At 61.2% G+C, this 24,304-nt stretch carries 23 protein-coding genes, 1 tRNA gene and 2 pseudogenes; 16 read left to right on the top strand and 10 right to left on the bottom strand.

What is annotated here, in order from left to right:
- The 3 genes from KH616_RS07010 to KH616_RS07000 form a co-directional block, all read left to right on the top strand.
- A partial coding sequence (locus KH616_RS07010) for an NADH-ubiquinone oxidoreductase-F iron-sulfur binding region domain-containing protein (protein ID WP_292238161.1) occupies positions 1 to 1,330 on the top strand: 1,330 nt, incomplete at its 5' end.
- 17 nt (positions 1,331 to 1,347) lie between these two features.
- Positions 1,348 to 4,293 carry a formate dehydrogenase subunit alpha gene (fdhF, locus tag KH616_RS07005; RefSeq protein ID WP_292238159.1) on the top strand — a complete coding sequence of 982 codons (2,946 nt, stop codon included), beginning with the start codon at positions 1,348 to 1,350 and terminating at the stop codon, positions 4,291 to 4,293.
- A 7-nt stretch (positions 4,294 to 4,300) separates the two neighbouring features.
- Positions 4,301 to 4,540: a formate dehydrogenase subunit delta gene (locus tag KH616_RS07000; protein WP_292238157.1), complete on the top strand. Its 240-nt coding sequence runs from the start codon at positions 4,301 to 4,303 to the stop codon at positions 4,538 to 4,540.
- A 45-nt stretch (positions 4,541 to 4,585) separates the two neighbouring features.
- On the opposite strand, the gene KH616_RS06995 is transcribed toward KH616_RS07000, so the two are convergent.
- On the bottom strand, positions 4,586 to 5,119 hold the full coding sequence (locus KH616_RS06995; RefSeq protein ID WP_292238156.1) for a hypothetical protein: 534 nt from the start codon (positions 5,117 to 5,119) through the stop codon (positions 4,586 to 4,588).
- A 661-nt stretch (positions 5,120 to 5,780) separates the two neighbouring features.
- On the opposite strand from KH616_RS06995, the gene KH616_RS06990 reads away from it, so the two are divergent.
- Positions 5,781 to 6,251, top strand: coding sequence for a YbhB/YbcL family Raf kinase inhibitor-like protein (locus tag KH616_RS06990; protein ID WP_292238168.1), 471 nt, complete (start codon positions 5,781 to 5,783; stop codon positions 6,249 to 6,251).
- An 81-nt stretch (positions 6,252 to 6,332) separates the two neighbouring features.
- Here KH616_RS06990 and KH616_RS06985 read toward each other — a convergent pair.
- A pseudogene (locus KH616_RS06985) lies at positions 6,333 to 6,497 on the bottom strand (hypothetical protein); the annotation flags it as partial.
- A 169-nt stretch (positions 6,498 to 6,666) separates the two neighbouring features.
- On the opposite strand from KH616_RS06985, the pseudogene KH616_RS06980 reads away from it, so the two are divergent.
- Positions 6,667 to 7,264: pseudogene (locus KH616_RS06980) on the top strand (carbon-nitrogen hydrolase family protein); the annotation flags it as partial.
- A gap of 299 nt (positions 7,265 to 7,563) precedes the next feature.
- Here KH616_RS06980 and KH616_RS06975 read toward each other — a convergent pair.
- The 4 genes from KH616_RS06975 to KH616_RS06960 all read right to left on the bottom strand — a co-directional run bounded on the left by KH616_RS06975 (position 7,564) and on the right by KH616_RS06960 (position 11,293).
- A complete protein-coding gene (locus KH616_RS06975; RefSeq protein ID WP_292238154.1) occupies positions 7,564 to 8,769 on the bottom strand; it encodes a benzoate/H(+) symporter BenE family transporter in 1,206 nt (401 codons plus the stop codon).
- Between the two features lie 16 nt (positions 8,770 to 8,785).
- The gene (catC, locus tag KH616_RS06970; RefSeq protein ID WP_292238152.1) at positions 8,786 to 9,064 is read right to left on the bottom strand and encodes a muconolactone Delta-isomerase; all 279 of its coding nucleotides are present in this window, start codon (positions 9,062 to 9,064) and stop codon (positions 8,786 to 8,788) included.
- 73 nt (positions 9,065 to 9,137) lie between these two features.
- Entirely contained in the window at positions 9,138 to 10,265 is a 1,128-nt protein-coding gene (locus tag KH616_RS06965; protein WP_292238167.1) for a muconate/chloromuconate family cycloisomerase, read from the bottom strand.
- 104 nt (positions 10,266 to 10,369) lie between these two features.
- The gene (locus tag KH616_RS06960) at positions 10,370 to 11,293 is read right to left on the bottom strand and encodes a LysR family transcriptional regulator (RefSeq protein WP_292238150.1); all 924 of its coding nucleotides are present in this window, start codon (positions 11,291 to 11,293) and stop codon (positions 10,370 to 10,372) included.
- Positions 11,294 to 11,468: 175 nt separating this feature from the next.
- Here KH616_RS06960 and catA point away from each other — a divergent pair, with 175 nt between their 5' ends.
- The 10 genes from catA to KH616_RS06910 all read left to right on the top strand — a co-directional run bounded on the left by catA (position 11,469) and on the right by KH616_RS06910 (position 19,886).
- Positions 11,469 to 12,404: a catechol 1,2-dioxygenase gene (gene catA, locus KH616_RS06955; RefSeq protein ID WP_292238148.1), complete on the top strand. Its 936-nt coding sequence runs from the start codon at positions 11,469 to 11,471 to the stop codon at positions 12,402 to 12,404.
- A gap of 102 nt (positions 12,405 to 12,506) precedes the next feature.
- Positions 12,507 to 13,865 (top strand): Rieske 2Fe-2S domain-containing protein, encoded by a 1,359-nt coding sequence (locus KH616_RS06950; protein ID WP_292238147.1) that lies wholly within the window; start codon positions 12,507 to 12,509, stop codon positions 13,863 to 13,865.
- Positions 13,862 to 14,350, top strand: a complete 489-nt coding sequence (gene benB, locus KH616_RS06945) for a benzoate 1,2-dioxygenase small subunit (protein ID WP_292238146.1) — start codon at positions 13,862 to 13,864, stop codon at positions 14,348 to 14,350. Before KH616_RS06950 ends, benB begins: the two co-directional genes overlap by 4 nt.
- A gap of 35 nt (positions 14,351 to 14,385) precedes the next feature.
- On the top strand, positions 14,386 to 15,423 hold the full coding sequence (gene benC / locus KH616_RS06940; protein WP_292238144.1) for a benzoate 1,2-dioxygenase electron transfer component BenC: 1,038 nt from the start codon (positions 14,386 to 14,388) through the stop codon (positions 15,421 to 15,423).
- A complete protein-coding gene (gene benD, locus KH616_RS06935; protein WP_292238142.1) occupies positions 15,404 to 16,180 on the top strand; it encodes a benzoate diol dehydrogenase BenD in 777 nt (258 codons plus the stop codon). Before benC ends, benD begins: the two co-directional genes overlap by 20 nt.
- 34 nt (positions 16,181 to 16,214) lie before the next feature.
- Entirely contained in the window at positions 16,215 to 16,613 is a 399-nt protein-coding gene (locus tag KH616_RS06930) for a RidA family protein (RefSeq protein ID WP_292238140.1), read from the top strand.
- A 221-nt stretch (positions 16,614 to 16,834) separates the two neighbouring features.
- Positions 16,835 to 17,143, top strand: a complete 309-nt coding sequence (locus KH616_RS06925) for a helix-turn-helix transcriptional regulator (RefSeq protein ID WP_292238138.1) — start codon at positions 16,835 to 16,837, stop codon at positions 17,141 to 17,143.
- A gap of 61 nt (positions 17,144 to 17,204) precedes the next feature.
- A complete protein-coding gene (locus KH616_RS06920; protein WP_292238137.1) occupies positions 17,205 to 18,266 on the top strand; it encodes an alkene reductase in 1,062 nt (353 codons plus the stop codon).
- A gap of 396 nt (positions 18,267 to 18,662) precedes the next feature.
- Positions 18,663 to 18,747 (top strand) — tRNA-Leu (locus KH616_RS06915).
- Positions 18,748 to 19,301: 554 nt separating this feature from the next.
- Positions 19,302 to 19,886, top strand: a complete 585-nt coding sequence (locus KH616_RS06910; RefSeq protein ID WP_292238136.1) for an acyltransferase — start codon at positions 19,302 to 19,304, stop codon at positions 19,884 to 19,886.
- On the opposite strand, the gene KH616_RS06905 is transcribed toward KH616_RS06910, so the two are convergent.
- Positions 19,883 to 20,140 carry a hypothetical protein gene (locus KH616_RS06905; RefSeq protein WP_292238135.1) on the bottom strand — a complete coding sequence of 86 codons (258 nt, stop codon included), beginning with the start codon at positions 20,138 to 20,140 and terminating at the stop codon, positions 19,883 to 19,885. The two genes, KH616_RS06910 and KH616_RS06905, sit on opposite strands and share 4 nt — an antisense overlap.
- Here KH616_RS06905 and KH616_RS06900 point away from each other — a divergent pair.
- The gene (locus tag KH616_RS06900; RefSeq protein ID WP_292238133.1) at positions 20,129 to 21,187 is read left to right on the top strand and encodes an acyltransferase; all 1,059 of its coding nucleotides are present in this window, start codon (positions 20,129 to 20,131) and stop codon (positions 21,185 to 21,187) included. The genes KH616_RS06905 and KH616_RS06900 overlap by 12 nt on opposite strands.
- A gap of 59 nt (positions 21,188 to 21,246) precedes the next feature.
- Here the strand turns inward: KH616_RS06900 and KH616_RS06895 are convergent, their stop codons facing one another.
- From KH616_RS06895 to KH616_RS06885, 3 genes are all read right to left on the bottom strand, one after another.
- A complete protein-coding gene (locus KH616_RS06895) occupies positions 21,247 to 21,540 on the bottom strand; it encodes a hypothetical protein (RefSeq protein ID WP_292238131.1) in 294 nt (97 codons plus the stop codon).
- Positions 21,541 to 22,853: 1,313 nt separating this feature from the next.
- Positions 22,854 to 23,276 carry a hypothetical protein gene (locus KH616_RS06890; RefSeq protein ID WP_292238163.1) on the bottom strand — a complete coding sequence of 141 codons (423 nt, stop codon included), beginning with the start codon at positions 23,274 to 23,276 and terminating at the stop codon, positions 22,854 to 22,856.
- Between the two features lie 291 nt (positions 23,277 to 23,567).
- The coding region (locus KH616_RS06885; protein ID WP_292238130.1) for a neutral zinc metallopeptidase at positions 23,568 to 24,304 on the bottom strand (737 nt) is incomplete at its 5' end.

Here is a 24,304-nt window from a genome sequence, read left to right as displayed (position 1 = left end):
CGGCGCCCATCCGCGCGGCGTCGGCCTCGTCGACGCGCTCCCCTATCTCGCCCGCCAGCAGCGCCTCACCTTCGCGCGCATCGGCCTGACCGATCCGCTGTCGATCGACGACTACCTGCAGCATGGCGGCCTCGCCGGCCTGCGGAACGCGCTCGCCCTCGACGGCGACGCCGCCTGCGAGCTGCTGATCGAGTCCGGCCTGCGCGGCCGCGGCGGCGCCGCGTTCCCGGCCGGCATCAAGTGGCGCACGGTGCGCCAGGCGCGCGCCGCGCAGAAGTACATCGTCTGCAATGCCGACGAGGGCGACTCCGGCACGTTCTCCGACCGCCTGCTCATGGAAGGCGATCCGTACTGCCTGATCGAAGGGATGATCATCGCCGGCATCGCGACCGGCGCGACGATCGGCCATATCTACGTGCGCAGCGAGTATCCGCACGCGATCGCCACGCTCGAGGCGGCGATCGCCCGCGCGCGCGACGCCGGCTGGCTCGGCGCACGCGTGCTGGGCTCCGCGCACGCGTTCGAGCTGCACGTCGCCAGGGGCGCGGGCTCGTACGTGTGCGGCGAGGAAACCGCGCTGCTCGAATCGCTCGAAGGCAAGCGCGGCGTGGTGCGCGCCAAGCCGCCGCTGCCGGCGATCGCCGGGCTGTTCGGCCAGCCGACCGTGATCAACAACGTGATCACGCTGGCCACCGCGCCGGTGATCTTCGCGCGCGGCGCCGCGTTCTACCGCGACTTCGGCATGGGCCGCTCGCGCGGCACGCTGCCGTTCCAGCTGGCCGGCAACATCCGGCACGGCGGCCTCGTCGAGCTGGCGTTCGGCGTCACGCTGCGCGAGCTGCTGTTCGAATTCGGCGGCGGCACCGCCAGCGGCCGGCCGGCGCGCGCCGCGCAGGTCGGCGGCCCGCTCGGCACCTACCTGCCCGACGCGCAATGGGACGTGCCGCTCGACTACGAGGCCTACGCGGCGATCGGCGCGGTGGTCGGCCACGGCGGCATCGTGCTGCACGACGACACGTCGAATCTCGCCGCGCTCGCCGAATACGCGATGCAGTTCTGCGCGATCGAGTCGTGCGGCAAGTGCACGCCGTGCCGGATCGGCTCGACGCGCGGCGCCGAGACGATCGCGCGGATCCGCCGCGGCGACACCTCCGCGCGCCAGGTCACGCTGCTGCGCGACCTGTGCGACACGATGCTGGCCGGCTCGCTGTGCGCGATGGGCGGGATGACGCCCTACCCGGTGCTGTCCGCCCTCGACCATTTCCCCGAAGACTTCGGGCTCGCCGCCGGCACGTCCGCCGCGGCGGGGCCCGCCAAGGCCGCGGCCTGACCACGAAGGAGCCCTGCATGTCCCTCGACACGTTTCCCTCCCCGTCCGGCGGCTGCGGCTCGGGCCAGTGCGCCTGCCAGGGCGCCGCGCAGGCGCGCGCCCGCGATCCGTTCGACGACACCGACTACGGCACGCCGCGGCGGCATGCCGACACCGACGTCACGCTCGAGATCGACGGCCAGCCGGTGACGGTGCCGGCCGGCACCTCGGTGATGCGCGCCGCGATCGAGGCCGGCGTCAACGTGCCGAAGCTCTGCGCGACCGATTCGCTCGAGCCGTTCGGCTCGTGCCGCCTGTGCCTCGTCGAGATCGAAGGCCGGCGCGGCTATCCGGCGTCGTGCACGACGCCCGCCGAGGCCGGCATGAAGGTCCGCACGCAATCCGACCGGCTGCAGGCGCTGCGCCGCAACGTGATGGAGCTGTACATCTCCGATCACCCGCTCGACTGCCTGACCTGCCCCGCCAACGGCGACTGCGAGCTGCAGGACATGGCGGGCGTGGTCGGCCTGCGCGAAGTGCGCTACGGCTTCGACGGCGCCAACCACCTGCGCGACGCCAAAGACGAGTCGAATCCGTACTTCACGTACGACGCGTCGAAGTGCATCGTCTGCAACCGCTGCGTGCGCGCGTGCGAGGAAACCCAGGGCACGTTCGCGCTGACGATCGCCGGGCGCGGCTTCGCGTCGCGCGTCGCGGCGGGCGAAAGCGAAACGTTCATGGCGTCGGAATGCGTGTCGTGCGGCGCCTGCGTGGCGGCCTGCCCGACCGCGACGCTGCAGGAAAAATCGGTCGTGCAGCTCGGCCAGCCCGAGCACGCGGTCGTCACGACCTGCGCGTACTGCGGGGTCGGCTGCGCGCTCAAGGCGGAGATGAAGGGCACGCAGGTGGTGCGGATGACGCCGCACAAGAACGGCCTCGCGAACGAAGGCCACGCCTGCGTGAAGGGCCGCTTCGCGTGGGGCTATGCGACGCACCGGGACCGCATCACGAAGCCGATGATCCGCGAGAAGATCACCGATCCGTGGCGCGAAGTGAGCTGGGACGAGGCGCTCACCTACGCGGCGACGCAGTTCCGCCGGCTGCAGGCGACCTACGGCCGCGACGCGATCGGCGGCATCACGTCGTCGCGCTGCACCAACGAGGAAACCTATCTGGTGCAAAAGCTGGTGCGCGCGGCGTTCGGCAACAACAACGTCGACACCTGCGCCCGCGTGTGCCATTCGCCGACCGGTTACGGCCTCAAGACGACGCTCGGCGAATCGGCCGGCACGCAGACCTTCGCGTCGGTCGGCCAGGCCGACGTGATCGTCGTGATCGGCGCGAACCCGACCGACGGGCATCCGGTGTTCGGCTCGCGGCTGAAGCGCCGCGTGCGCGAAGGCGCGCAGCTGATCGTGATCGATCCGCGCCGCATCGACGTGGTCGACGGCCCGCACGTGAAAGCCACCCATCATCTGCAGCTGCGCCCCGGCACCAACGTCGCGATCGTCAATGCGCTCGCGCACGTGATCGTCACCGAGGGCCTGCTGAACGACGCCTTCATCGCCGAGCGCTGCGAGACGCGCGCGTTCGAGCAATGGCGCGACTTCGTGGCGCGCGCCGAGCAGTCGCCGGAAGCCACCGCCGCGCTCACCGGCGTGCCGGCCGGGCAGGTGCGCGCCGCCGCGCGGCTCTATGCGACGGGCGGCAATGCGGCGATCTACTACGGCCTCGGCGTGACCGAGCACGCGCAGGGCTCGACGACGGTGATGGGCATCGCCAACCTGGCGATGGCGACCGGCAACATCGGCCGCGAAGGCGTCGGCGTGAATCCGCTGCGCGGCCAGAACAACGTGCAGGGCTCGTGCGACATGGGTTCGTTCCCGCACGAGCTGCCCGGCTACCGGCACATCGGCGACGCGGCGGTGCGCGCGCTGTTCGAGGCGGCATGGTCGGCCACGCTGCAGCCCGAGCCGGGGCTGCGCATCCCGAACATGTTCGACGCGGCGCTCGACGGCAGCTTCAAGGGGCTGTACTGCCAGGGCGAGGACATCGTGCAGTCGGATCCGGACACGCAGCATGTCGCGGCGGCGCTGTCGTCGATGGAATGCATCGTGGTGCAGGACCTCTTCCTGAACGAGACCGCGAAGTACGCGCACGTGTTCCTGCCGGGCGCGTCGTTCCTCGAGAAGGACGGCACCTTCACGAACGCGGAGCGCCGCATCTCGCGCGTGCGCCGGGTGATGCCGCCGCTGGCCGGCTACGCCGACTGGGAAGTGACGCTGATGCTCGCGCGCGCGCTCGGCTACGAGATGGACTACGCGCATCCGTCGGCGATCATGGACGAGATCGCGCGGCTCACGCCGACCTTCGCCGGCGTGTCGTACGCGAAGCTCGACGCGCTCGGCAGCATCCAGTGGCCGTGCAACGCGCAGGCGCCGGAAGGCACGCCGACGATGCATATCGAGTCGTTCGTGCGCGGCCAGGGCAAGTTCGTCATCACGCAGTTCGTGGCGTCGCCGGAGAAGGTGACGCCGCGCTATCCGCTGATCCTGACGACGGGGCGGATCCTGTCGCAATACAACGTCGGCGCGCAGACGCGCCGCACCGCCAACGTGCAGTGGCATCACGAGGATCGGCTCGAGATCCATCCGCACGATGCGCAGGAGCGCGGCGTCCGGGACGGCGACTGGGTCGGCATCGCGTCGCGCGCCGGGCAGACGGTGCTGCGCGCGCGGGTGAGCGAGCGGATGCAGCCGGGCGTGGTGTACACGACGTTCCACTTCCCGGAATCGGGGGCGAACGTGATCACGACCGACAGTTCCGACTGGGCGACGAACTGCCCGGAATACAAGGTGACCGCGGTGCAGGTGCTGCCGGTGGCGCAGCCGTCCGACTGGCAGCAGGCGTATGCGCGCTTCAGCGCCGAGCAGCTCGCGCTGCTCGAGCAGCGTGCGGCGGCGGCGATGACGGCGGGCAAGTGAGGACACGATGGACAGCGGACACCTGATCGACATGGCGAACCAGATCGGCACCTTCTTTGCGTCGATGCCGGATCGCGCGGAGGCGCAGGCCGGCATCGCGGATCATCTCCGGCGCTTCTGGGCGCCGCGGATGCGCCGCGCGCTGCTGGCGGCGCTCGACGACCCGGCCGGCGAGGCCGCGCAGCGGGCGCTGCCGATCGTGCGGGAGACGATCGCGACGTATCGCGACGCGCTGACGCCGGCCTAGCCGGCGCCGCAGGCGGACGTCCATGGATCGGGCACGGCCGCCCGATCAATGACGTCCGGAACGCTCAAGCGTCAATGGCGCCGAATACGCAACCTCATCGCCTCCGTTCAACGAAACCGTCCAGTGCGAAGTGACGTAGGTTCGATCGCCGCCGGGCACCTTCACGCTGAAACCCGCAAGGCTGCCGCCCGGCGCGATCGAGAAATCGGGGCTTGTTACGCTCCAGTCGAGATCGACATACCTCGATTCTTCCGTCGTATGCATCACCACATCCCAGCCCGGCGGCGATACGGCCGAGGATCGGGGCAATTCGTCTTGCGACGCACCGAGCGGCATGGTTTCCAGTTCCGGCATGCCGCGACCGTAGTCGAAGCCGATCGTCAGCGCGGCGATCGGAGCCGTCCCCGCATTGACGACCCGATAGTGATAGATCGTCGAGCCGGAGGACGGCTCCACGCTCACGCTCACATCGACGGGCGGCACCTGCTGGGCGTTGGCGGCGCAGTCAAACCACGCGGCCGCCGTCAGCGTCAGCAGGCACAGCACTGAATAGGCGGCACGCCGGATTTTCGGTGTCATACAAGATCACTCGCCGTTGATCAGCCCGACCATTTTCACGACTGTGCGCAGCGCTTCCGGTATCGTGAACAACGCCCGGACAGGGCACGGATTCGGAAATTCGCGGATATCGGCCGCGTCCCTGCCGGTCGAGCCGGACAATCCGTATCGACTCTCTGCATACGCCATGCCACGTGCTTCATGCGAGACCGGCAACGAGAACAGCTCGTTGACAGTGAAAGCGCATGTCGGGAACAGAAGCGGACTCGACGCATCACGTTCGGCGTGAACATGACGAACTCCTTTCGCCGCTCTATCTGCCGCGCGGTCTTTTGATCATAGCAACGTCCCTGTAGAAAGTGACGCCCGCCTGCGCATCATCAGACATGGCTCTCCCAAGCGCAAACGGATCGACAGGCACGGGGCTCGCTCCCCAGCGCATATCATTGAATTTCCCGGCCGCCTGCAATAGCTTTTCAGCATCCCCGACCGTTGCTGCAGCGACCGGACACGCGTGGGCTGACGCACTGCCGAGCGGGAAATCGGACCGCTCTCACCGCCACGACCGACCGCCGCCCCACCCGATGGAGGATCCGCGATGCGCGGTTCCACAGCATTCATCCTGATCCTGCTGACCTGCGTCGCCGGACTGGCGGCGCAGACCGGCGCCGAGGAGCGCAGCATGGCCTTGACCCTGACCTCGCAAGCCTTCCACGCAGGAGGCGAGATTCCCGCGCATTACACCTGCAAGGGCGCGGACGTGTCGCCGCCGCTTGCATGGTCCGGGGTTCCCGCTCATGCGAAAAGCCTCGCGCTGATCGTCGACGACCCCGACGCGCCCGACCCGGCCGCACCACGAATGACATGGGTTCACTGGGTGCTCTACAACATCCCGCCGACGGCCGCCGGTTTGCCGGAGGGCGTTGCCGCGGCTGCACTCCCCGCCGGCACGCTGCCAGGCACCAACGACTTCCGGCGCACCACGTATGGCGGGCCGTGCCCACCCATTGGCCGTCACCGCTATTTCCACAAGCTCTATGCGCTCGACACAGTGCTGCCGGATCTGCACAAGCCGACCAAAGCCGCACTGGAGAAGGCGATGACGGGCCATGTGATCGCGCAAACGGACTTGCTCGGCACATTCCAGCACTAGCCTGGCATGCACACGCCGACATCCGGCGCGGATGCCCCGAAGCACGGCAGCGGTGCTGCCAGCCGCCATGCTAGGAAACCATTAAGTCTGTCGGGTGTACCTGCTGTAACCGAATATTAGAAAGCCCATTTCTATGATGGCTCGTGCGTCGCGGACTGCGCCGCCAATAACAAGCCCGGCGATGCCGAGCTCCTGTGCGCACAACGTCAGCAAATCGCCCCAAGGCCCTGCGCCCATGAAGCCCTTTTGCGTCAACGACGTGACAAATCAACATCAACGGCATGAAGCGCCAAGCCGCTCGACTGAAAGTCGCGTCGGCGCGACAGATTTCGTTGAGCCCGCCACAGATTGAACCGCCCCGGATTTTGCAATCTCGTTATTTCGGATGACACCACTCTCGTGTCAGGGGGCAAACATGAAACGCAACGTGAGGTCGAACTTCAGAGTAGCCGCCGTTCAAGCAGCGCCCAGAATTTCTGGACCTCGATAAAGGTATCGACAAGGCACTACGCCTCATCGAGACAGCAGCGTCGAAGGGCGCTTTTCTCATTGCCTTCCCCGAGGTCTGGCTTCCCGGATATCCGTGGTGGATATGGCTCGGCTCTCCCGCTTGGGGCATGAAATTTGTGCGGCAGCATTTCGAAAATTCGCTGCCGGTCGACGATGAGCGATTTCAAAAGCTAAAAGCTGCGGCGGCTGCAAGCAACATCCACGTGGTGATGGGATTCTCTGAACGCTCAGGCGGCGCTCTGTACATCGCACAAGCAATCATCGACGACCATGGGCAGTTGATTGCAACTCGCAGAAAGCTCAAGCCGACGCACGCGGAACGCACCGTCTACGGTGAGGGCGACGGAAGCCATTTGGCAGTGTTCGAGACGACCATTGGGCGGCTGGGCGCGCTTTGCTGCGCCGAACACATCCAACCGCTTACCAAATACGCGATGTACGCACAAAACGAGCAGGTACACGTTGCGGCATGGCCAAGCTTTTCGGTCTATCGTGGCGCCGCCAAGCGCGTTAGCACATTTGAAGACGACGCGACTCGAACGCAGGGACAAGTCCGATCAACGAACCTCGAGACAGTTCCGACAGCACGGCAGTTGACCGGACGGGATGAGAAGCAACGAAAAGGGAAGACAGGGTAACTCACCGGCTCTGAACTCTACGTCCATGGGTGACGCTCGAATTTGGCGGGAGTTAAAGCTGCACTCGATGAAACCGAACCGGAGATAACGCGCCTCGTCGTGGAATTGACGACCTATGTGACTGCCACAAAGCAGCTCGCGAATTGTTGGTCGTAGCCTTCCCGTCAACGCCTCTCACCGGTTCTTATCAGCACGAGGTGTGCGGCAGTCCCTAGGACGATTCCCCAAAATGCCGAGCCTAGTCCCATAAAACTCATGTTCGAGGCCGTTGCGATGAATGTGATGAACGATGCTTCTCGATGAGCTTCGTCCTGTACCAACCCCACAATATTCGTGGCGATTGCGCCCAATAAAGCCAGCCCAGCCAGAACGGCCACGAAAGCGTTGGGGAGTGCGGCGAACAACATGACCACTGTTCCCGCGAACGTTCCGCCAATCAGGTAGAAGAGCCCATTCGCGATACCTGCAATGTATCGACGATGAGGGTCGCGATGCGAATCCGTGCCGGTGCAAAGTGCCGCCGTAATCGCCGCGATAACGATCGTTATGCCACCGGTAAAAGCAACCATAATCGATGCGAGCCCGGTTCCAACCAGCACGGGCCGACTTGGTGTCTCATAGCCGGATACCCGTAAGATGGCGAAACCGGGCAGGAACTGTCCTGTCAGGCTCACGATGACAAGCGGCACGGCCAGACTAATGGTCGATTGCCAGTTCCAAGTAGGTCGCGTAAATACCGGGTGGGTCACTCGCAGGCTAACGGTGTCGAAGTGCGTCAAACCGAGCGCCATGGCGAGCAAGCATCCGAATGCAAGCACGAGAATCAGACAGTAGCGCGCTGCCCAGCGACGGGCAACCAGATAGCTACCGAGCATGCCGAATGCGAGCCATGGATTGATGGCCACCGACTTGAACACGTTGGTGCCAAACTGGAAGAGGATTCCCGCCATCATCCCACAGGCAATTCCTTGGGGAATGCGCTTTGTAATCTGGTCGAAGAGTCCCGAGACGCCGAATGCAAGGATGCAGGCGCCGGCGACAATGTAGGCTCCAATGGCGTCGCTCACGGGCATGCCCGGAAAGAGCGTCACGAGCAATGCCGTTCCGGGCGCGGACCACGCCGTGATGATGGGCTGCTTCAGCCACCAGCTCAGCATCAGTCCGGATATTGCCGCGCCTATCGATATCGACCATACCCAGGAGGCCAGCACGTCGTTCCCGACGTGAGCGGTATGCGCCGCCTGAAAGAAGATAGCGAGCGGACCGGCGTACGAGATGATGACGGCGAGTAATCCCGCCGTAACCGCGGATACAGACCAAGCGCCCTTGGGCACAACTGAATTCAACGTCCCATTCGTGTCCTGGCTCATGAAGCGGCGTGCGTCCTCAGCGAATTGACGACGGATGGCGGGCAAGCGGCGTCACCTGCATCGTCATATACGGAAACAACGGCAATGCAGACAAGATGCTGTGCAGTTCGTCGTGTGAGTCGACATCGAAGACGCTGTAGTTCGCGTACTCACCCACGACGCGATGCAACTGCTGCCACTTTCCTGCTCGCTGCAGTTCTTGCGAGTAGGCTTTTTCACGCGCTTTGATTTCGTCAGCCAGTGCCGCCGGCATGTCGTGCGGCAGATGCACATCCATTCTTACGAGATACAGCATGTTTCCTCCTGATGGGGGACACGCCTTCCGCATGAGAGAAAGCGCGTCATGTCGATGTTTTTTTGAGAGGCGTTCAGGCCTTTTTGTCGCGACGATAGAATGCGAGCTTCTCTTCGTCGATCTGCAGGCCAAGCCCCGGACCTTCCGGAAGGTGCAGGTCGAAGTCACGATACTGCGGACGGGACGTCACGATGTCATCTTTAAGCAGCAGCGGTCCGAAGAGCTCGGTGCCCCACGCCAGTTGCGAAAGCGCGCTAAAGCCGTGTGCAGAAGCAATCGAGCCGATGCTCCCTTCGAGCATCGTCCCGCCGTAAAGCAACACGCCCGCTGCATCGGCGATGGCAGCCGTGCGCATCATGCCGTAGATGCCACCGGACTTTGCAATTTTCAGCGCGAAAACATCGGCGCACGCATCGCGCACGAGTTCGAGTGCGTCTTCGGGGCCCGTGATTCCTTCATCGGCCATGATAGGAACGATGAAGCGAGCCGCGAGGCGAGCAAGCGCCCCGCGCTGTTCGCGCGGCGTCGGTTGCTCGATAAGGTCGATACCTGCAGCCTCCAGGGCTTCGATACCCAAGGCTGCGTCAACTTCATTCCATGCCTGGTTGACGTCAACCGTCACCTTTGCCCGGTCACCCAGTGCCGCTTTGATTTTGGACACGTGCGCCACGTCGTCCCGCACGCTGCGACGACCAATCTTCAACTTGAATACGTTGTGGCGGCGTTCAGCGAGAAGCGTTTCAGCTTCTTCGATGTCGCGGTTGGTATCGCCGCTCGCCAGCGTCCAAAGTACCGGCAAAGTCTTGCGTACCGCACCACCGAGCAGCGCAGACACAGGAACGCCGAGGCGTTTACCCTGTGCGTCCAGCAACGCCGTTTCGATGCCCGATTTGGCGAACCGGTTACCACGCGCGACCTTGTTGAGCCTGAGCATGGCCGCGTTAATGTTGGTCGCATCCTGTCCGACCAGCGCCGGTGCCAGGTACGTGTCGATGGTCAGCTTGATACCTTCGGGACTTTCCTCGCCATAAGACAAGCCACCGATGGTCGTGGCTTCGCCGATGCCCTCGATGCCATCACTTGAGCGCAGGCGAATGATAACCATGGTTTGTTGCTGCATCGTCGCCATGGACAGCTGATGCGCGCGAATGGTCGGAAGGTCGACCAGAATCGCTTCGACGGATGTGATTTGGACGTTCATACTTGGGATGGCAAAGTGGGTGAGTTGCCAGAGTATTGCGCGGGCAATATTCGGCTGTCCAAGACCATCGACGTCTAGTGTCATACCCTCGAGGTATGAGAAGCCTACCGCCCTCTGTCGGCGCGTGGCACGTAGGGAATCCGCTCCTCCTCATACAGGCGGTAAATCAACTCCAGCATCTCCGCGATGTCGCGCGACTCATCCATTGCCCGCTTGCTCATAATGATCGGCGAAACAAGCGTCGGATCATCCAACTCCTTGTAGCTCACATCGTCGCGCTTGAGGCCGTATACGCTGCTTGGAACAACCGATATCCCCTCACCCGCCGCGACAAGGCCCAAGGCAATCTGCAGTTCACGCACTTCGTAAATGCGGCTAGGCGTGAGCGCCCGGTCCTGGAAAGCCGCGAGAACCTGATCCGCGTAGCTGGGCCGGGGCGCCTTGGGGAAAATAATGAGTGTTTCGTGAACCAAGTCTCGCAGCGCAAGCACGGGCTTTGAAACCGAAAGCGGATGACCATCCGGAAGCGCGACAATCATCTTCTCCTCGCGGAGGATGACTCGATGGATGTTGGCATCCTCATGGCGAATGCGCCCGAATCCGACGTCGATGCGCCCGTCCTTGAGTGCGCGAATCTGGTCCATCGTCGACATCTCGTGAAGGCTGAGTTCGACTGTCTTGTTCTCGTCGCGAAACCGCCGGATGATTTTCGGCAACATCCCGTAGAGCGTCGAGCCGACGAAACCCACTGACAGGCTCCGCTCAATGTTGCCGACGCGTCGCGTCATGGATTCCAGCTCATTCGTTTGCGCTATCAGCTGAACGGCGTGCGAATAGAAGAACTTCCCCGTCTCGGTCAGTTTAAGCGGCCGCGAGTTGCGTTCGAACAGTCGCACGCCCAGCGTCTCTTCGAGTTGCTGAATTTGTCGGCTCAGCGGCGGCTGCGCAATATGGAGTCGCTGCGCTGCCCGCGTGAAATTACGCTCCTCGGCGACGGCCACGAAGTAGCGAAGATGCCGCAACTCCATCTCAATACCTCCTCGATATAACTCGATACTAAATCAGTCTTGGACTGGGCTCCTTAACGCCACTATTCTCCGATTCATGCCTTGTTTCGCCTGCGATTATACCTCCAGAGCATATTGCAAACAGCGCGAAACAAGGGTTAACCCCCGCATAAAATAGAGAGAGTCAGGAGCAGACATGAGCGTCAAAGTGTTCGAATCGAAGGAAGTCCAGGATCTGCTTAGGGCCGCCGCCAACCTCGGGAGCAACGACGGCAACGAGCGCGCCAAGCAGATTACTCACCGTTTGCTGAGCGACCTGTTCAAGGCCATCGATGACCTCGACATGACGCCCGATGAGATTTGGGCCGGCGTGAATTACTTCAACAAGCTGGGTCAAGACGGTGAGGCCGCGCTTCTGGCGGCCGGCCTTGGCCTCGAGAAGTATCTCGACATTCGCATGGATGCGGCAGACCGTGAAGCCGACATTCACGGCGGTACGCCGCGCACGATCGAAGGTCCGCTGTATGTTGCAGGTGCCCCTGTGCGTGACGGCGCCGCCAAGATCGACCTCAACGCCGACGAGGACGCGGATCCGCTCGTCATCCGCGGCACAGTCACCGGCCCGGACGGCAAGCCCGTCGCAGGCGCAGTCGTCGAGTGCTGGCACGCGAACTCGAAGGGCTTTTATTCGCACTTCGACCCGACTGGCGCTCAAGACGACTTCAACCTTCGGGGTGCGGTGAAGACCGGGGCCGACGGCAAATACGAATTTCGCACGCTCATGCCCGTGGGCTATGGCTGCCCGCCGCACGGCGCTACGCAACAATTGCTCAACGCGATTGCCCGCCATGGCAACCGTCCTGCACACGTGCACTTTTTCGTGACCAGCGACAAAACGCGCAAGCTCACAACGCAAATCAACATCGAAGGCGACCCGCTGATTTGGGATGACTTCGCTTACGCGACCCGCGAAGAACTCGTGCCGCATGTGGTCGAGAAGACCGGCGGCGCCGCGCTTGGCATGAAAACCGACGCCTACAAGGAGATCGAGTTCAACATCGAGTTGACTCCGCTGGTTCAAGGCAAGGACAACCAGCTCGTTAATCGCCCGCGCGTGTCAGCTACGGCGTAATTACTCATGGCGGCTGGCGAGTCCGCCAGCCGCAACACTCCGCACGAACATCTGAACCGATGCAAAGGGCTTCATCGCGAAGTCCGCATAGGGAGACGACTCATGTCCGCAACTATCGATAAAACACGCCAACTGGACGAATTGCTTGCCGACGCCGTTCAGGATGACAAGGAAAACGGTGTTTTCCGTTGCCGCCGCGACATCTTTACGAACGCCGACCTGTACGAACTCGAGATGAAGCACATCTTCGAGAGCAACTGGGTATACCTCGCGCACGAAAGCCAGGTCCCAAACAACAACGATTACTACACCACGTACATCGGTCGCCAGCCGATTGTCATCACGCGCGACAAGAGCGGTGAATTGCACGCGGTCATCAATGCGTGCGCCCATAAAGGCGCGATGCTGTGCCGTCGCAAGCACGGCAACAAGGGCAGCTTCACCTGCCCGTTCCACGGCTGGACGTTCTCGAACGCCGGCAAGCTTCTGAAGGTAAAGGACGAAAAGACCACCGAGTATCCGGTGCAGTTCAACAAGCAGGGCTCGCACGACCTGAAGAAGGTTGCACGCTTCCAGAACTATCGCGGGTTCCTGTTCGGCAGCCTCAACGCCGACGTGGTGCCGCTTGAGGACCACCTCGGCGAAACAAAGGTCATCATCGACCAAATCGTCTCCCAGGCGCCGCAGGGTCTCGAAGTGTTGCGCGGCAACTCCTCGTACCTCTACGACGGCAACTGGAAGATGCAGATGGAAAACGGATGCGACGGTTACCACGTCAGCACCGTGCACTGGAACTACGCTGCGACGATGGGCCGGCGCAAGGTCGAAGGTACCAAGGCAGTCGACGCAAACAGCTGGAGCAAATCTGTCGCCGGTGTCTATGGCTTTGAGCACGGCCACATTCTGCTGTGGACGAAAACGATGAATCCCGAGGTCCGGCCGGTGTACCAACATCGCGATGAAATTGCTGCGCGTGTCGGCGAAGATAAGGCCAAATACATCGTCAATCAAACGCGCAACCTGTGCCTGTATCCGAACGTGTTCCTGATGGACCAGTTCAGTACCCAGATTCGCGTGGTTCGCCCCATCAGCGTCGACAAGACTGAAGTCAGCATTTTCTGCTTCGCCCCGAAGGGAGAAAGCGCAGAAAGCCGCGCCGTTCGCATCCGCCAGTACGAAGACTTCTTCAACGTCTCGGGCATGGGTACCAGCGACGACCTCGAGGAATTCCGTGCCTGCCAAGCTGGTTACGGACCCACGACGTCGATGTGGAACGACATGTCGCGCGGTGCGCCGCTGTGGATCCATGGACCGGACGAGAACGCGAAGGGCATGGGCCTGAACCCGCTCATCTCGGGCGAGCGCAGCGAGGACGAAGGCCTTTTCGTTGTTCAACACGAATATTGGGCGAAGGTAATGCGCGAAGCCCTTCAAAAGGAACAGGCGGAGGCGACGGCATGAGCTTCGAATATCACAAAATCTGCAGTGCGCTCTATCAAGAAGCGCGCTTCCTCGATGACCGTCAGTGGGACGAGTGGCTTGCGTGCTACACCGAAGACGTGACGTACTGGATGCCGGCCTGGGACGACGACGATAGGCTGACTGAGGACCCCAACAGCCAAATCTCGCTGATGTATTACCCGGACCGCGGCGGGCTCGAAGACCGCGTGTTCCGCATCAAGACTGAACGAAGCGGCGCGTCGATGCCGGAACCGCGCACGAGCCACAACGTGACCAATGTGGAAGTGCTGGCCGAGCGCGACAACGAAGTGGACGTCCGATACAACTTCAACACGCTGAATCATCGTTACAAGATGACGGACCAGTTTTTCGGCACCATCTACGTTACGTTTCGCAAAGTCGATGACCGTCTGCTGATTTCCAGCAAGAAGATTGCGCTGAAGAACGACTACATCCGACAAGTGCTCGACGTCTATCACGTCTGATGCCGGCCGGAACGAGAAAGGAAGTAGGAGGCAACATGTCCAGCTACAACATCGCACTTAACTTTGAAGACGGCGTGACTCGCTTCGTCGAATGCAAGGCGGGCGAGAAAGTCCTCGATGCCGCTTTTCGCGCAAAGATTAACCTGCCAATGGATTGCTCCGATGGCGTATGCGGCACTTGCAAGTGCCGTGCGGAGAGCGGCAGCTACGACTTGGGCGATGACTACATTGAGGATGCGCTGACCGAAGACGAAAAGGAGAGCGGCCTCGTGCTTACCTGTCAGATGGTGCCGCAGAGCGATTGCGTCATTGCGGTTCCGGCATCGTCGGCCTCGTGCAAAACGGAGCACAACAGGTTCGCAGCGACGGTCACGAAAGTCGAGCAACACAAAGATGCAGCCGTCGTGCTCGAGCTGGACGTGGACGGCGTTCCACCGGTTTTCCTGGCCGGTCAGTACGTCAATATCGACGTGCCCGGAAGCGGCCAGCATCGTTCGTACTCTTTCTCGTCGACACCAGGCGCATCGAGAATCAGCTTTCTGATTAAAAAGATTCCAGGTGGCGTGATGAGCACCTGGCTCGAATCGGCGCAGCCGGGCAACAAAGTCGAGTTGACTGGTCAGATGGGAGTCTTCTATCTGCGGGCAGTCGAACGGCCGTTGCTTTTCCTTGCCGGCGGTACGGGCTTAGCCCCATTCTTGTCGATGCTCGAAGTGTTGGTCCGCGCGAACTCACAGCAGAAGGTGCACCTCATCTACGGCGTGACGCGAGACCTTGATTTGGTGCTGGTGGAAGCCATCCAGGCCTACGCGGAGAAGCTGCCGAACTTTACATTCAGCACCGTTGTCGCAGATGCGGAATCAAATCATCCCCGCAAGGGCTGGGTGACGCAGCACATGCCCAAAGAATGTTTGAATGACGGCGATGTCGATGTGTATCTGTGCGGCCCGCCGCCGATGGTCGACGCGGTGCGCAAGCATTTCGACGCCAACGGCGTGAAGCCAAACAGCTTTCACTACGAAAAATTCACTCCCAACACAGCACCGGTGACTCATGAACGCTCGAAGGTTTGACGGAAAAGTGATGGTCGTCACGGGAGCCGCGCAGGGCATCGGTCGTGGCGTAGCGCTGCGCGCGGCCGAGGAAGGCGCGAAGGTTGTGTTTGTAGACCGCGCCGACTTTGTCTCCGAGGTCGCCGCCGAAGCGACTGGCGCCGACACCGCCGGATTCGTCGCAGACCTTGAAACGTACGAAGGCGCAGCCTCTGCAATTGAATTTGCCGTACAAAAATTTGGTCGCATCGACATTCTGGTGAATGGAGTTGGCGGTGCGATCCGCATGCGGCCCTTCGCAGAATTCGAACCGGCGCAGATTGATGCCGAAATTCGCCGTTCGCTGATGCCCACCCTGTACGCCTGCCACGCGGTGCTTCCGCACATGCTCGCGCAAGGTGGGGGAACGATTGTCAACGTCTCATCCAACGCCACGCGAGGCATCCGACGCGTACCGTACTCTGCCGCGAAGGGGGGCGTGAACGCGATGACTCAGTCGCTCGCGATGGAGTATGGCGAGAAGAATATCCGCGTGGTCGCAGCGGCACCCGGTGGGACAGAAGCGCCTCCGCGACGCGTCCCCCGCAACGCCGCCGGCGACAGCGCGCAGGAGAAGACTTGGATGGGCGAAGCGGTGAAGCAGGTCACTGAATCGACCTTCTTCAAGCGTTACGGAACGCTCGACGAGCAAATCGCACCCATTCTCTTTCTCGCATCTGACGAAGCAGGTTACATCACCGGCGCCGTGCTGCCTGTCGCGGGTGGCGACAACGGCTAGAAGCGCAGAAGAATGAACAGCAGGAGACGCCACAATGAACGAACGCAAAGCCATTGTTCCGACAGGAATGGAAGCGGTGTACGAGAAGATCCGCTACGCCCCTGCGGTGAAAGTCGGGAACACGGTATACGTCTCGGGCCAGATTGGCCGTGATGCCAATATGAAGCTGGTGGCAGAACGCGAAGCGCAGATTGTCCAAGCCTTCGAAAATCTGAAGGCAGTGCTCGAAGCTGCCGGCGGCACGCTTGCCGACATCGTCGATGTCACCACGTTTCACACGGACATGCGCGACCTTCCGCTCTTTATGGAAGTGCGCGACCGATACCTCAACACGCATCCCTTGCCCGCATGGACCGCTGTGGGCGCACACATGCTGGGTGGTGCCGCCGGCTACATCGTGGAAATCAAGGCTGTCGCAGTGTTGGCCGACTAAGCGTGCCCTTCCCAAATTCCAAGAAGAAACCGGTGTGCCCAGCGAAACTCGCCGACAAGCAATTGACGATGTTGCGGCAGGACTTCCTGGTCGAACTGACGACATGACGTGCCTGGATATTCGGCAATCCCCCCATCGCGAACCGTGTCTTTCGATATATCGCGATATTCCGATATAAACTTCGCCAATCGACGATCCACATCGCTTGACCGACACCATTCATGCCGCCCCATCTCGACATCGACGCGATTCTCAAGGCGCTGTCCAATCCGGTTCGCCGGGAAATCCTCGCGTGGCTCCGGGAGCCGGACGCGCACTTTCCCGACCAGACGCTGCCATACGACCACGGCGTCTGCGCGGGCCGGATCGACGCGCGCTGCGGGCTGTCGCAATCGACCGTCTCCGCGCACCTGGCGACACTGCAGCGCGCGGGACTCGTGACATCGACCCGGATCGGCCAATGGGCGTTCTTCAAGCGCAACGAGGCCGTCATCGACGCATTTCTCGACGCACTGCGCCGCGAACTGTAGCCATCCCGGCCGCACAGGCCATGCGGGCTTCGCCCCGCCTATCGTGAAGAGGTTCCTTGCCATGCCCACTCTGTTCGATCCCGTCACCCTCGGCGAACTGACCTTGCCGAACCGTATCGTGATGGCCCCGCTCACACGCACCCGCGCCGGCGACACCCGCGTCCCGAACGATCTGATGGCGCGCTACTACGCCGAACGCGCGTCCGCCGGCCTGATCATCAGCGAAGCGACCTCCGTGACCCCGCAGGGCATCGGCTACGCCGGTACGCCGGGCATCTGGTCCGACGAACAGGTCGAAGGCTGGAAGCGCGTCACGCAGGCGGTGCACGACGCGGGCGGCCGCATCCTGCTACAGCTGTGGCACGTCGGCCGGGTGTCGGATCCGGTCTTCCTCGACGGCGACCTGCCGGTCGCGCCGAGCGCGATTGCCCCGCAGGGCCATGTCAGCCTCGTTCGTCAGCAGCGTCCTTTCGTGACCCCGCGCGCACTCGAACTGGACGAGATTCCCGGCATCGTCGCGGCGTTCCGCCAGGGTGCGGAAAACGCGAAGGCCGCGGGCTTCGACGGTGTCGAGATCCACGGCGCGAACGGCTACCTGCTCGACCAGTTCCTGCAGGACAGCACCAATCACCGCACCGACGCCTATGGTGGCTCGATCGAGAATCGCGCGCGCCTGCTGCTCGAAGTGGTCGACGCGACAATCGACGTCTGGGGCGCGGGACGCGTCGGCGTGCACCTCGCGCCGCGCGGCGACGCGCACACGATGGGCGACTCCGATCCGGCCGCGACATTCGGCTATGTCGCGCGTGAACTCGGCCGCCGCAAGATCGCGTTCATCTTCACGCGGGAGTCGTATTCGGGCGATCACCTGAGTCCGCGCCTGAAGGAAGCGTTCGGCGGACCGCTGATCGCCAACGAGAAGTTCACGCTGGAAACGGCGGAGGAGGCGCTCGCTCGCGGCGAAGCCGACGCGATTGCGTGGGGGCAGCTGTTCATCGCAAACCCGGATCTGCCGCGCCGCTTCGCGTCGAAGGCATCGCTGAACCAGCCGGTGCCGGCGACGTTCTATGCGGACGGCGAAACGGGCTACATCGACTACCCGTCGTTGAGCGACGGATCCTGACAGCGACGCGTCGCGTGCTGTGAGTTCATGCGCCGGTATTGCGGCGCATGAACTCGCGTTGCGATTCCCGATAAGGCGCGATACGCATCGAGCAGCCCGCGAGGAGCAAACCCGCCGGTCGATCGACTGCCGCAACGACGGATCTGGATCGACGCGCATGCCGCAACATTTTTCGATATGCGGCCCTTTAAAAAAAACAAATTACCCGTTACAATGCGTCCCCTTGCTCGGGTGGCGAAATTGGTAGACGCGCTGTCTCGAGGGAGTAGCACCGAGAGGCGTGCGGGTTCTTATCTAAACAGCCTTTGGGTGCATGTTGCAGGACGCATGCCCAAGCCTTGGCTGACAGGGTTGTCCGCAATACAGGGTCCAGTGCGTCCCGAATTGCATTGCAGTGCCGACGTGGTGAAATTGGTAGACACGCTATCTTGAGGGGGTAGTGGCGAAAGCTGTGCGAGTTCGAGTCTCGCCGTCGGCACCAAAGTATTTTTGTGCTCGTGCACGTTGAGCATGTGTGGCGTTACGCTACAGACTTGGCCGAGCTGCCTCGCTTCTCCACGATCTTGCCCGGTGAGTTTCACTCCCGTTGAGCACGCGTTTCTGAGCGCCCTCTGCGCCTCTTGAATCTGACTCCCCCCACATTCGCTCGACAAATTGTTCGGCTCGCGGAGCGATTCGCGCTTGAACATCGAAGAAATGCATCGCCAGTCTGACCCTACACCGGAATTGGCTGCGTTCGTCGTTTGATCGCCCAATGCGTGCGCAGCAGAAATTCGATGTATGTATCATCGACGCGTAGCGTGCCTCGCTAGATAGCGGTGGCAGCTTCCGCGGCAAGCGATGCGAAACAGGCTAGTGCGCAATCCGAACTGACATCCGCCAGTCCAAGTGCCGGTACGAACGTCGACGCATGTCATCATGACGAAGTCTCTGCTCTAGTCGGCCGCATCCAGGGCTGGGCGCACCTCTGACCCGGCCCGCCGCCCCGGACGTTGATGTGCCGCTATAATCCCCCCTCCAAATCAGGAAGCACCGATGGAAAATCCATTCAATCAGGGGTATTGGACCGAAGAGGACTTACCCAAATTCGGATTTGCCTCTGTCGGCCACAATGTGCGCGTCGCCAAGAACTGCACGATCATTGGCCTCGAGAACATCTCTCTGGGATCGAACGTTCGCATTGATGGGCCGACGGTAATTACAGCTGACACCGGTTACGTGCGCATCGGCTCCTATGTCCACATCGGCGGCATGACTTTTATCGCGGGAGCGGGCGGCATCGAGATTTCGGATTTTGCCGGTCTGTCGCAAGGGGTTCGGCTCTATAGCGCATCAGACGATTATTCTGGAGATGCACTCACGAACCCGACCGTCCCTCGCGAGTTCCTGAACGTGAAGAAAGCACCGATCGCTCTGGGGAGGCATGTAATCGTTGGCTCGGGCTCCGTTGTGCTGCCCGGATGCACGATTGGCGAAGGATCGTCTGTTGGGGCACTGAGTCTTGTGACGAAGGATCTTGAGCCATGGGGCATCTTCTTTGGCGCGCCGGCCAAACGAATCAAGCGCCGATCCAAAAAGCTACTGGTTCTCGAAAACGCCCTTCTGAGCCAAATTACCTAAATTACAATGACGGCGACAGGTTCGAGCAACAACCAGAAATTGCCATCTACCGCTGGCGCAGCCTTCACTGCAATCGCAACAACTTCGCCCTTCATCGATTCCCATAAAAAAAACCGCCCTTCGAACGGCCGATCAGAAAAATCGAGGATGCTAAACTGCACCCTTCGATTTGCAGTGAGTTGAAGAGGCAAAGTGACGTCCCATACCTGAACGGCTTGCGAGCTGTTGCCGCGACCTGGGTAGTGGTCGCTCACTGCATGATTTGGGGAGGATGGACTCTCACGTCTATACCAGATCCAAAGTTGGCCGTTGATCTCTTCATGATGATCTCCGGCTTCTTGATGATGTATAACGCGCGGAGCCGAGAATCGGTAGAGCCCATGACTCAACGCGCTTCGTGGCTAAGATTCTATATCCGGAGATACTTTCGGATCGCCCCCGCGTATTATCTATCACTCGGACTCGCGGTTGCTGCCTCTGCACCATTCCTTGGCGGCTATAAGGCCCTTCAGCTCCTGAATCCAGAATTCTGGGGGAGTGGCGGAGTTTACGATCCGTCCACGATCAGATACACATTCGACAATTTACTCGCACACGTCACGTTCGCTTTCGGCGTGATGCCGAAATACACATTTTCGACAATGCTTCCTGATTGGAGCCTTGGCCTCGAGATGCAGTTTTATCTCGTTTTCCCGCTGATCTATCTACTCATGCGGAAAATTGGCTCGTTAATGGCTTCGATTATTCTATCTGCAGCGGCACTCGTTGCCAGCCATTCACTTGCCGGCGTATTTCCCGAACCGGCATTTCTTCCGCTAAAACTTTCCCTTTTTCTGACTGGGATGCTCATCGGAGAGATTCCGTTCGGCACAAGGAGGTCTACGAATATTTTGATCGGCACATTGGCATTATTTTTGCCATTTGCTCAAACGTCGAACTATCACGGCCAAATCTGGGCTCTCCCAGTACTTTCAGCCTTACTCTACGCGCTGACGGTTATCAGAGACTCCAAGTCGCCTATTCCTCGACTCATAAACACTGTTCTTGGCGGACGAACTTCCCACTCCCTATCTGATGCATCGTACGGCATGTACCTCTTTCACGGCTTCTTTATCGCATCTACCGGATCAGTACTGTTTGGCATCTCGTCTCGAGTCGCTCTAGATGGGAATGTCAGATCTGCCATCCTGTGTGCCGTAGCACTGCCGGGATCGTTCCTGCTTTCTGCGTTTGTTTATCGATTTATTGAACGCCCAGGAATAGGAATTGGCAGAGCTGCAACAAAAATTTTTGATGGTTAAACCCATCGGGTCTGAATTGACGGTCACATTTCGCGTCATGATCGAGCGCGATTCAGGTCTCAAACCCACGAAAATTCACGCGCACTCCACCCATTCGGGCCATCCTCGCCGATGACGCGACAGTACATAATCTCAAAGACTTTTTCAATAAGCTGCTTGCGCCGCACAAAGTCGAGCGCAATACCCCCATATAGACCCAATGTCTTTATCCTTGTTTCAAGCCAGCAGGCAAACAAATGTCGCTCAGCCCTGTCACCTTTGACCTGCGTGTATTGCTCCAGTACGATGGCATCCAGCTTGTCCAACGGACAGCGCGCGAGAAATGCCTCCCAAATTACATTCGCGTCATTCATATTTGATTTCATTTTCCCCGCATCTTTAATTTTAGTTCATCAATTTCGCACTACGCCGCCGCTCGGTGGCTTTGGCCCGCTGACATTCCTGCCATTTCACCGCAACTGACTATCTTCGAACAAACTCGAACGACCATCCTACTTTTGCCTTGATGTCGCGCGACAAGCTGGAGACAGTCTTAGCGGACGTATGCACCCTTGGGCCAGGGCGGTTCGTTCGGGCGCTACGAGCGGCAACAACTGCATGTCCGAGTACTGCTCGGTCAAATTTCTTACCCGAATCGCTGGCACCATCCTTCTTCAGCAGGTCGTACACGACGTCCAGGAACAAACCTCGGCTCGTCTCATCACTTAGCAACTGATTCAAGGCCTGATGGCTCTGCATCGCCTGAACGATGTTTGGACCGCTGCCTGCGGTAGATCGGCCTTCATGGCCTGCTCCTTGGTATTGCTATCGACTTGGACCGTTACCTGCTTATCATCCCGGACCTTCTCCGAGAGATTTAAGGTCGGCGACCAACGCCGGGAAACTGGTTCAAGCTTGAATCGTGTCCGCCCACTATTGCAGGTTTGTCGCCGCGACCTAACGCATCTCACTTCCCATATTCTTGAAGACTTAAACAGGCAAGCGCTAGCGTCCTGCCGATTGCGAGTGTGCAGTGGCTGACCGCTGCGCGATAAGCACATGAGCCGAAATCGTTCACACCGAAGCAAATCGCCTCAGGAATATGTGCCTCGTCTGGGCCGGTCGCGACGGTTGGGCTACATTGGCGCCGATGATTGACTGCCATAGCCGCTTATTCTCTGCAGGTATCGCTGGGTCATTACGCGCAGACAAGTTCCTTGCTGCGTTCGGCGTCGACTCAGCCTTCGGCATCATGCATCTGATGTGGACTCGGATACCTATGAGCGCTACGCCGATTCCGGCGAGCCGGATTGCCGTCTCTGGACGCCCGCGCCCCAGTTACTGCCCTCCCCCAGAGAATCGGGGATTTGGTCAGCCAGATCCAGCATGATTCCCGCCCCAATCGCGGTCATGATCCGGGGAGGTGTTGTCACCGGGTCTGATGAGTGGCTGGTGATCGCTGATCAAGGTTTGGCCGGTCTATCCCGACGCCGTCCGTAACACGGATGCCGAGACTGGCCACCGTTGTTGCAGGCCAACCCGTTCACTCTGCATCAACTGCGCCGGCACGGCGACGCTGCGACGTCCTGTTCGCCATGCTGCGCGGCGGAACCATTTCCCCCCCAAGTCAGCCCCTAACGCTTGACGAACCACACAGCCCCCGTCGCTGCCGACATTCGCCTCAGCCCTATTCCCGCTTCGCCGTCCGCTCCCCGAAAATCCGTCCCCATACCGCCCGAAGGCGTCGGGCCCGGTCTTCGAGGAGGTAGGAGGCGGCAAGCGCCAGCAGTCCTGACATCAACCCCGTCCTCACGGCCTCGCCAAACGGGATGCGGAAGTGATTCGCGTGAGCATAGGCATCGCCCAGCATCGTCAGGACGCCGACGGCCAGCGCATTGCCATATCGGTGTACATAGAGCTTTGCCGCAGGCGTAAATGTCAGCGCCACCGCCAGGATTCCGGTAAGCAGTCCCGTCTGCAATGCAACTATCCAGTGGGCGGTGCTGGCGACGTTGCCCCAGCTACCCGGCATACAGGTCATGCACGCGGTCGTCGGTTGCCAGAAACGCTGGATGAACAGCCTGATGCGACGCTTCCACTCGCTTGACATCATGCACTCCCATCGATGCACTGCCCGGGATCGCCGCAACGACATGCTTGCTCGTCACGACCTCTGCGCCTCTTGTCTGATTTTTGGCTATTGAACCCGGTTACGGCCGTTGCCTCGGATACCGCGCGTCCGCCTGCTCAAACCATGCCCATCGCGCCGGCGGATCCAACCGTCATGGACAGGCCGCGGGCGCGATTCGAGCATTGTACTGCCGCCGATCGCCTTGGTTTCGGGCGCGCGCCGGCCCCAAACACATCGATACGGAAGCGCCGGCAGGTCGGCCGCCCGCCGTCATTTCGACGCAAACGTGTCGCACGCGCGCAGGTCGCCCGATTCGAGCCCGCGGCGCAGCCAATAGACCCGCTGTTCGCTGGTGCCGTGCGTGAATGTCTCCGGCACCACATAACCCTGTCCTTGCTGTTGCAGGCGATCGTCGCCGATCGCGGCGGCCGCCTTCAATCCCTCTTCGAAATCGCCAGGTTCGATGAGCTGCCGGTTCGCGCGCTGTGCATTATTCGCCCACACACCGGCGAAGCAATCGGCCTGCAGTTCCATCCGCACCGACAACTGGTTGGCACGCGCCTCGCTTGCGTGCCGGCGCGCGGCATCGACCTTGTCGGAAATGCCGAGCAGGTTCTGGACATGATGCCCAACCTCGTGCGCAATCACATACGCCTGCGCAAAATCGCCGCCCGCGCCGAAGCGTCGGCGCAATTCGTCGTAGAACCCGAGATCGATGTACACCTTCCGGTCGGCCGGACAATAGAACGGCCCCATCGCCGATTGCCCGGTACCGCAGGCCGTCGGCGTCACGTTCGTGAACATCACGAGTTTCGGTGGCTCGTACTGCTCGTGCAGCTGCGTCGAGAAGATCCCCGTCCAGGTCCGCTCGATATTGCCGAGCACCTTGCGGGTAAAGACCGCGCCGGCATCGGTCGCGGAAGCGCCCTGGCGCTGCGCCGGCTGGGCCTGCTCCTGCCGCTCATGCAGCGCCGACGCGCCTTGCAGCACGACGCGCGGGTCGATTC

It is taken from the genome of Burkholderia sp. (assembly GCF_018375725.1).
Taxonomy (GTDB): domain Bacteria; phylum Pseudomonadota; class Gammaproteobacteria; order Burkholderiales; family Burkholderiaceae; genus Burkholderia.
This window is presented reverse-complemented; position numbering and strand designations above follow the sequence as displayed.

Excerpts from the sequence above, each read along its gene's own strand:
- fdhF (WP_292238159.1), top strand. The coding sequence starts at position 1,348 with ATGTCCCTCGACACGTTTCCCTCCCCGTCCGGCGGCTGCGGCTCGGGC.
- KH616_RS07000 (WP_292238157.1), top strand. The coding sequence starts at position 4,301 with ATGGACAGCGGACACCTGATCGACATGGCGAACCAGATCGGCACCTTC.
- KH616_RS06995 (WP_292238156.1), bottom strand. The coding sequence starts at position 5,119 with ATGACACCGAAAATCCGGCGTGCCGCCTATTCAGTGCTGTGCCTGCTG.
- KH616_RS06990 (WP_292238168.1), top strand. The coding sequence starts at position 5,781 with ATGGCCTTGACCCTGACCTCGCAAGCCTTCCACGCAGGAGGCGAGATT.
- KH616_RS06975 (WP_292238154.1), bottom strand. The coding sequence starts at position 8,769 with ATGAGCCAGGACACGAATGGGACGTTGAATTCAGTTGTGCCCAAGGGC.
- catC (WP_292238152.1), bottom strand. The coding sequence starts at position 9,064 with ATGCTGTATCTCGTAAGAATGGATGTGCATCTGCCGCACGACATGCCG.
- KH616_RS06965 (WP_292238167.1), bottom strand. The coding sequence starts at position 10,265 with ATGAACGTCCAAATCACATCCGTCGAAGCGATTCTGGTCGACCTTCCG.
- KH616_RS06960 (WP_292238150.1), bottom strand. The coding sequence starts at position 11,293 with ATGGAGTTGCGGCATCTTCGCTACTTCGTGGCCGTCGCCGAGGAGCGT.
- catA (WP_292238148.1), top strand. The coding sequence starts at position 11,469 with ATGAGCGTCAAAGTGTTCGAATCGAAGGAAGTCCAGGATCTGCTTAGG.
- KH616_RS06950 (WP_292238147.1), top strand. The coding sequence starts at position 12,507 with ATGTCCGCAACTATCGATAAAACACGCCAACTGGACGAATTGCTTGCC.
- benB (WP_292238146.1), top strand. The coding sequence starts at position 13,862 with ATGAGCTTCGAATATCACAAAATCTGCAGTGCGCTCTATCAAGAAGCG.
- benC (WP_292238144.1), top strand. The coding sequence starts at position 14,386 with ATGTCCAGCTACAACATCGCACTTAACTTTGAAGACGGCGTGACTCGC.
- benD (WP_292238142.1), top strand. The coding sequence starts at position 15,404 with ATGAACGCTCGAAGGTTTGACGGAAAAGTGATGGTCGTCACGGGAGCC.
- KH616_RS06930 (WP_292238140.1), top strand. The coding sequence starts at position 16,215 with ATGAACGAACGCAAAGCCATTGTTCCGACAGGAATGGAAGCGGTGTAC.
- KH616_RS06925 (WP_292238138.1), top strand. The coding sequence starts at position 16,835 with ATGCCGCCCCATCTCGACATCGACGCGATTCTCAAGGCGCTGTCCAAT.
- KH616_RS06920 (WP_292238137.1), top strand. The coding sequence starts at position 17,205 with ATGCCCACTCTGTTCGATCCCGTCACCCTCGGCGAACTGACCTTGCCG.
- KH616_RS06910 (WP_292238136.1), top strand. The coding sequence starts at position 19,302 with ATGGAAAATCCATTCAATCAGGGGTATTGGACCGAAGAGGACTTACCC.
- KH616_RS06895 (WP_292238131.1), bottom strand. The coding sequence starts at position 21,540 with ATGAATGACGCGAATGTAATTTGGGAGGCATTTCTCGCGCGCTGTCCG.
- KH616_RS06890 (WP_292238163.1), bottom strand. The coding sequence starts at position 23,276 with ATGTCAAGCGAGTGGAAGCGTCGCATCAGGCTGTTCATCCAGCGTTTC.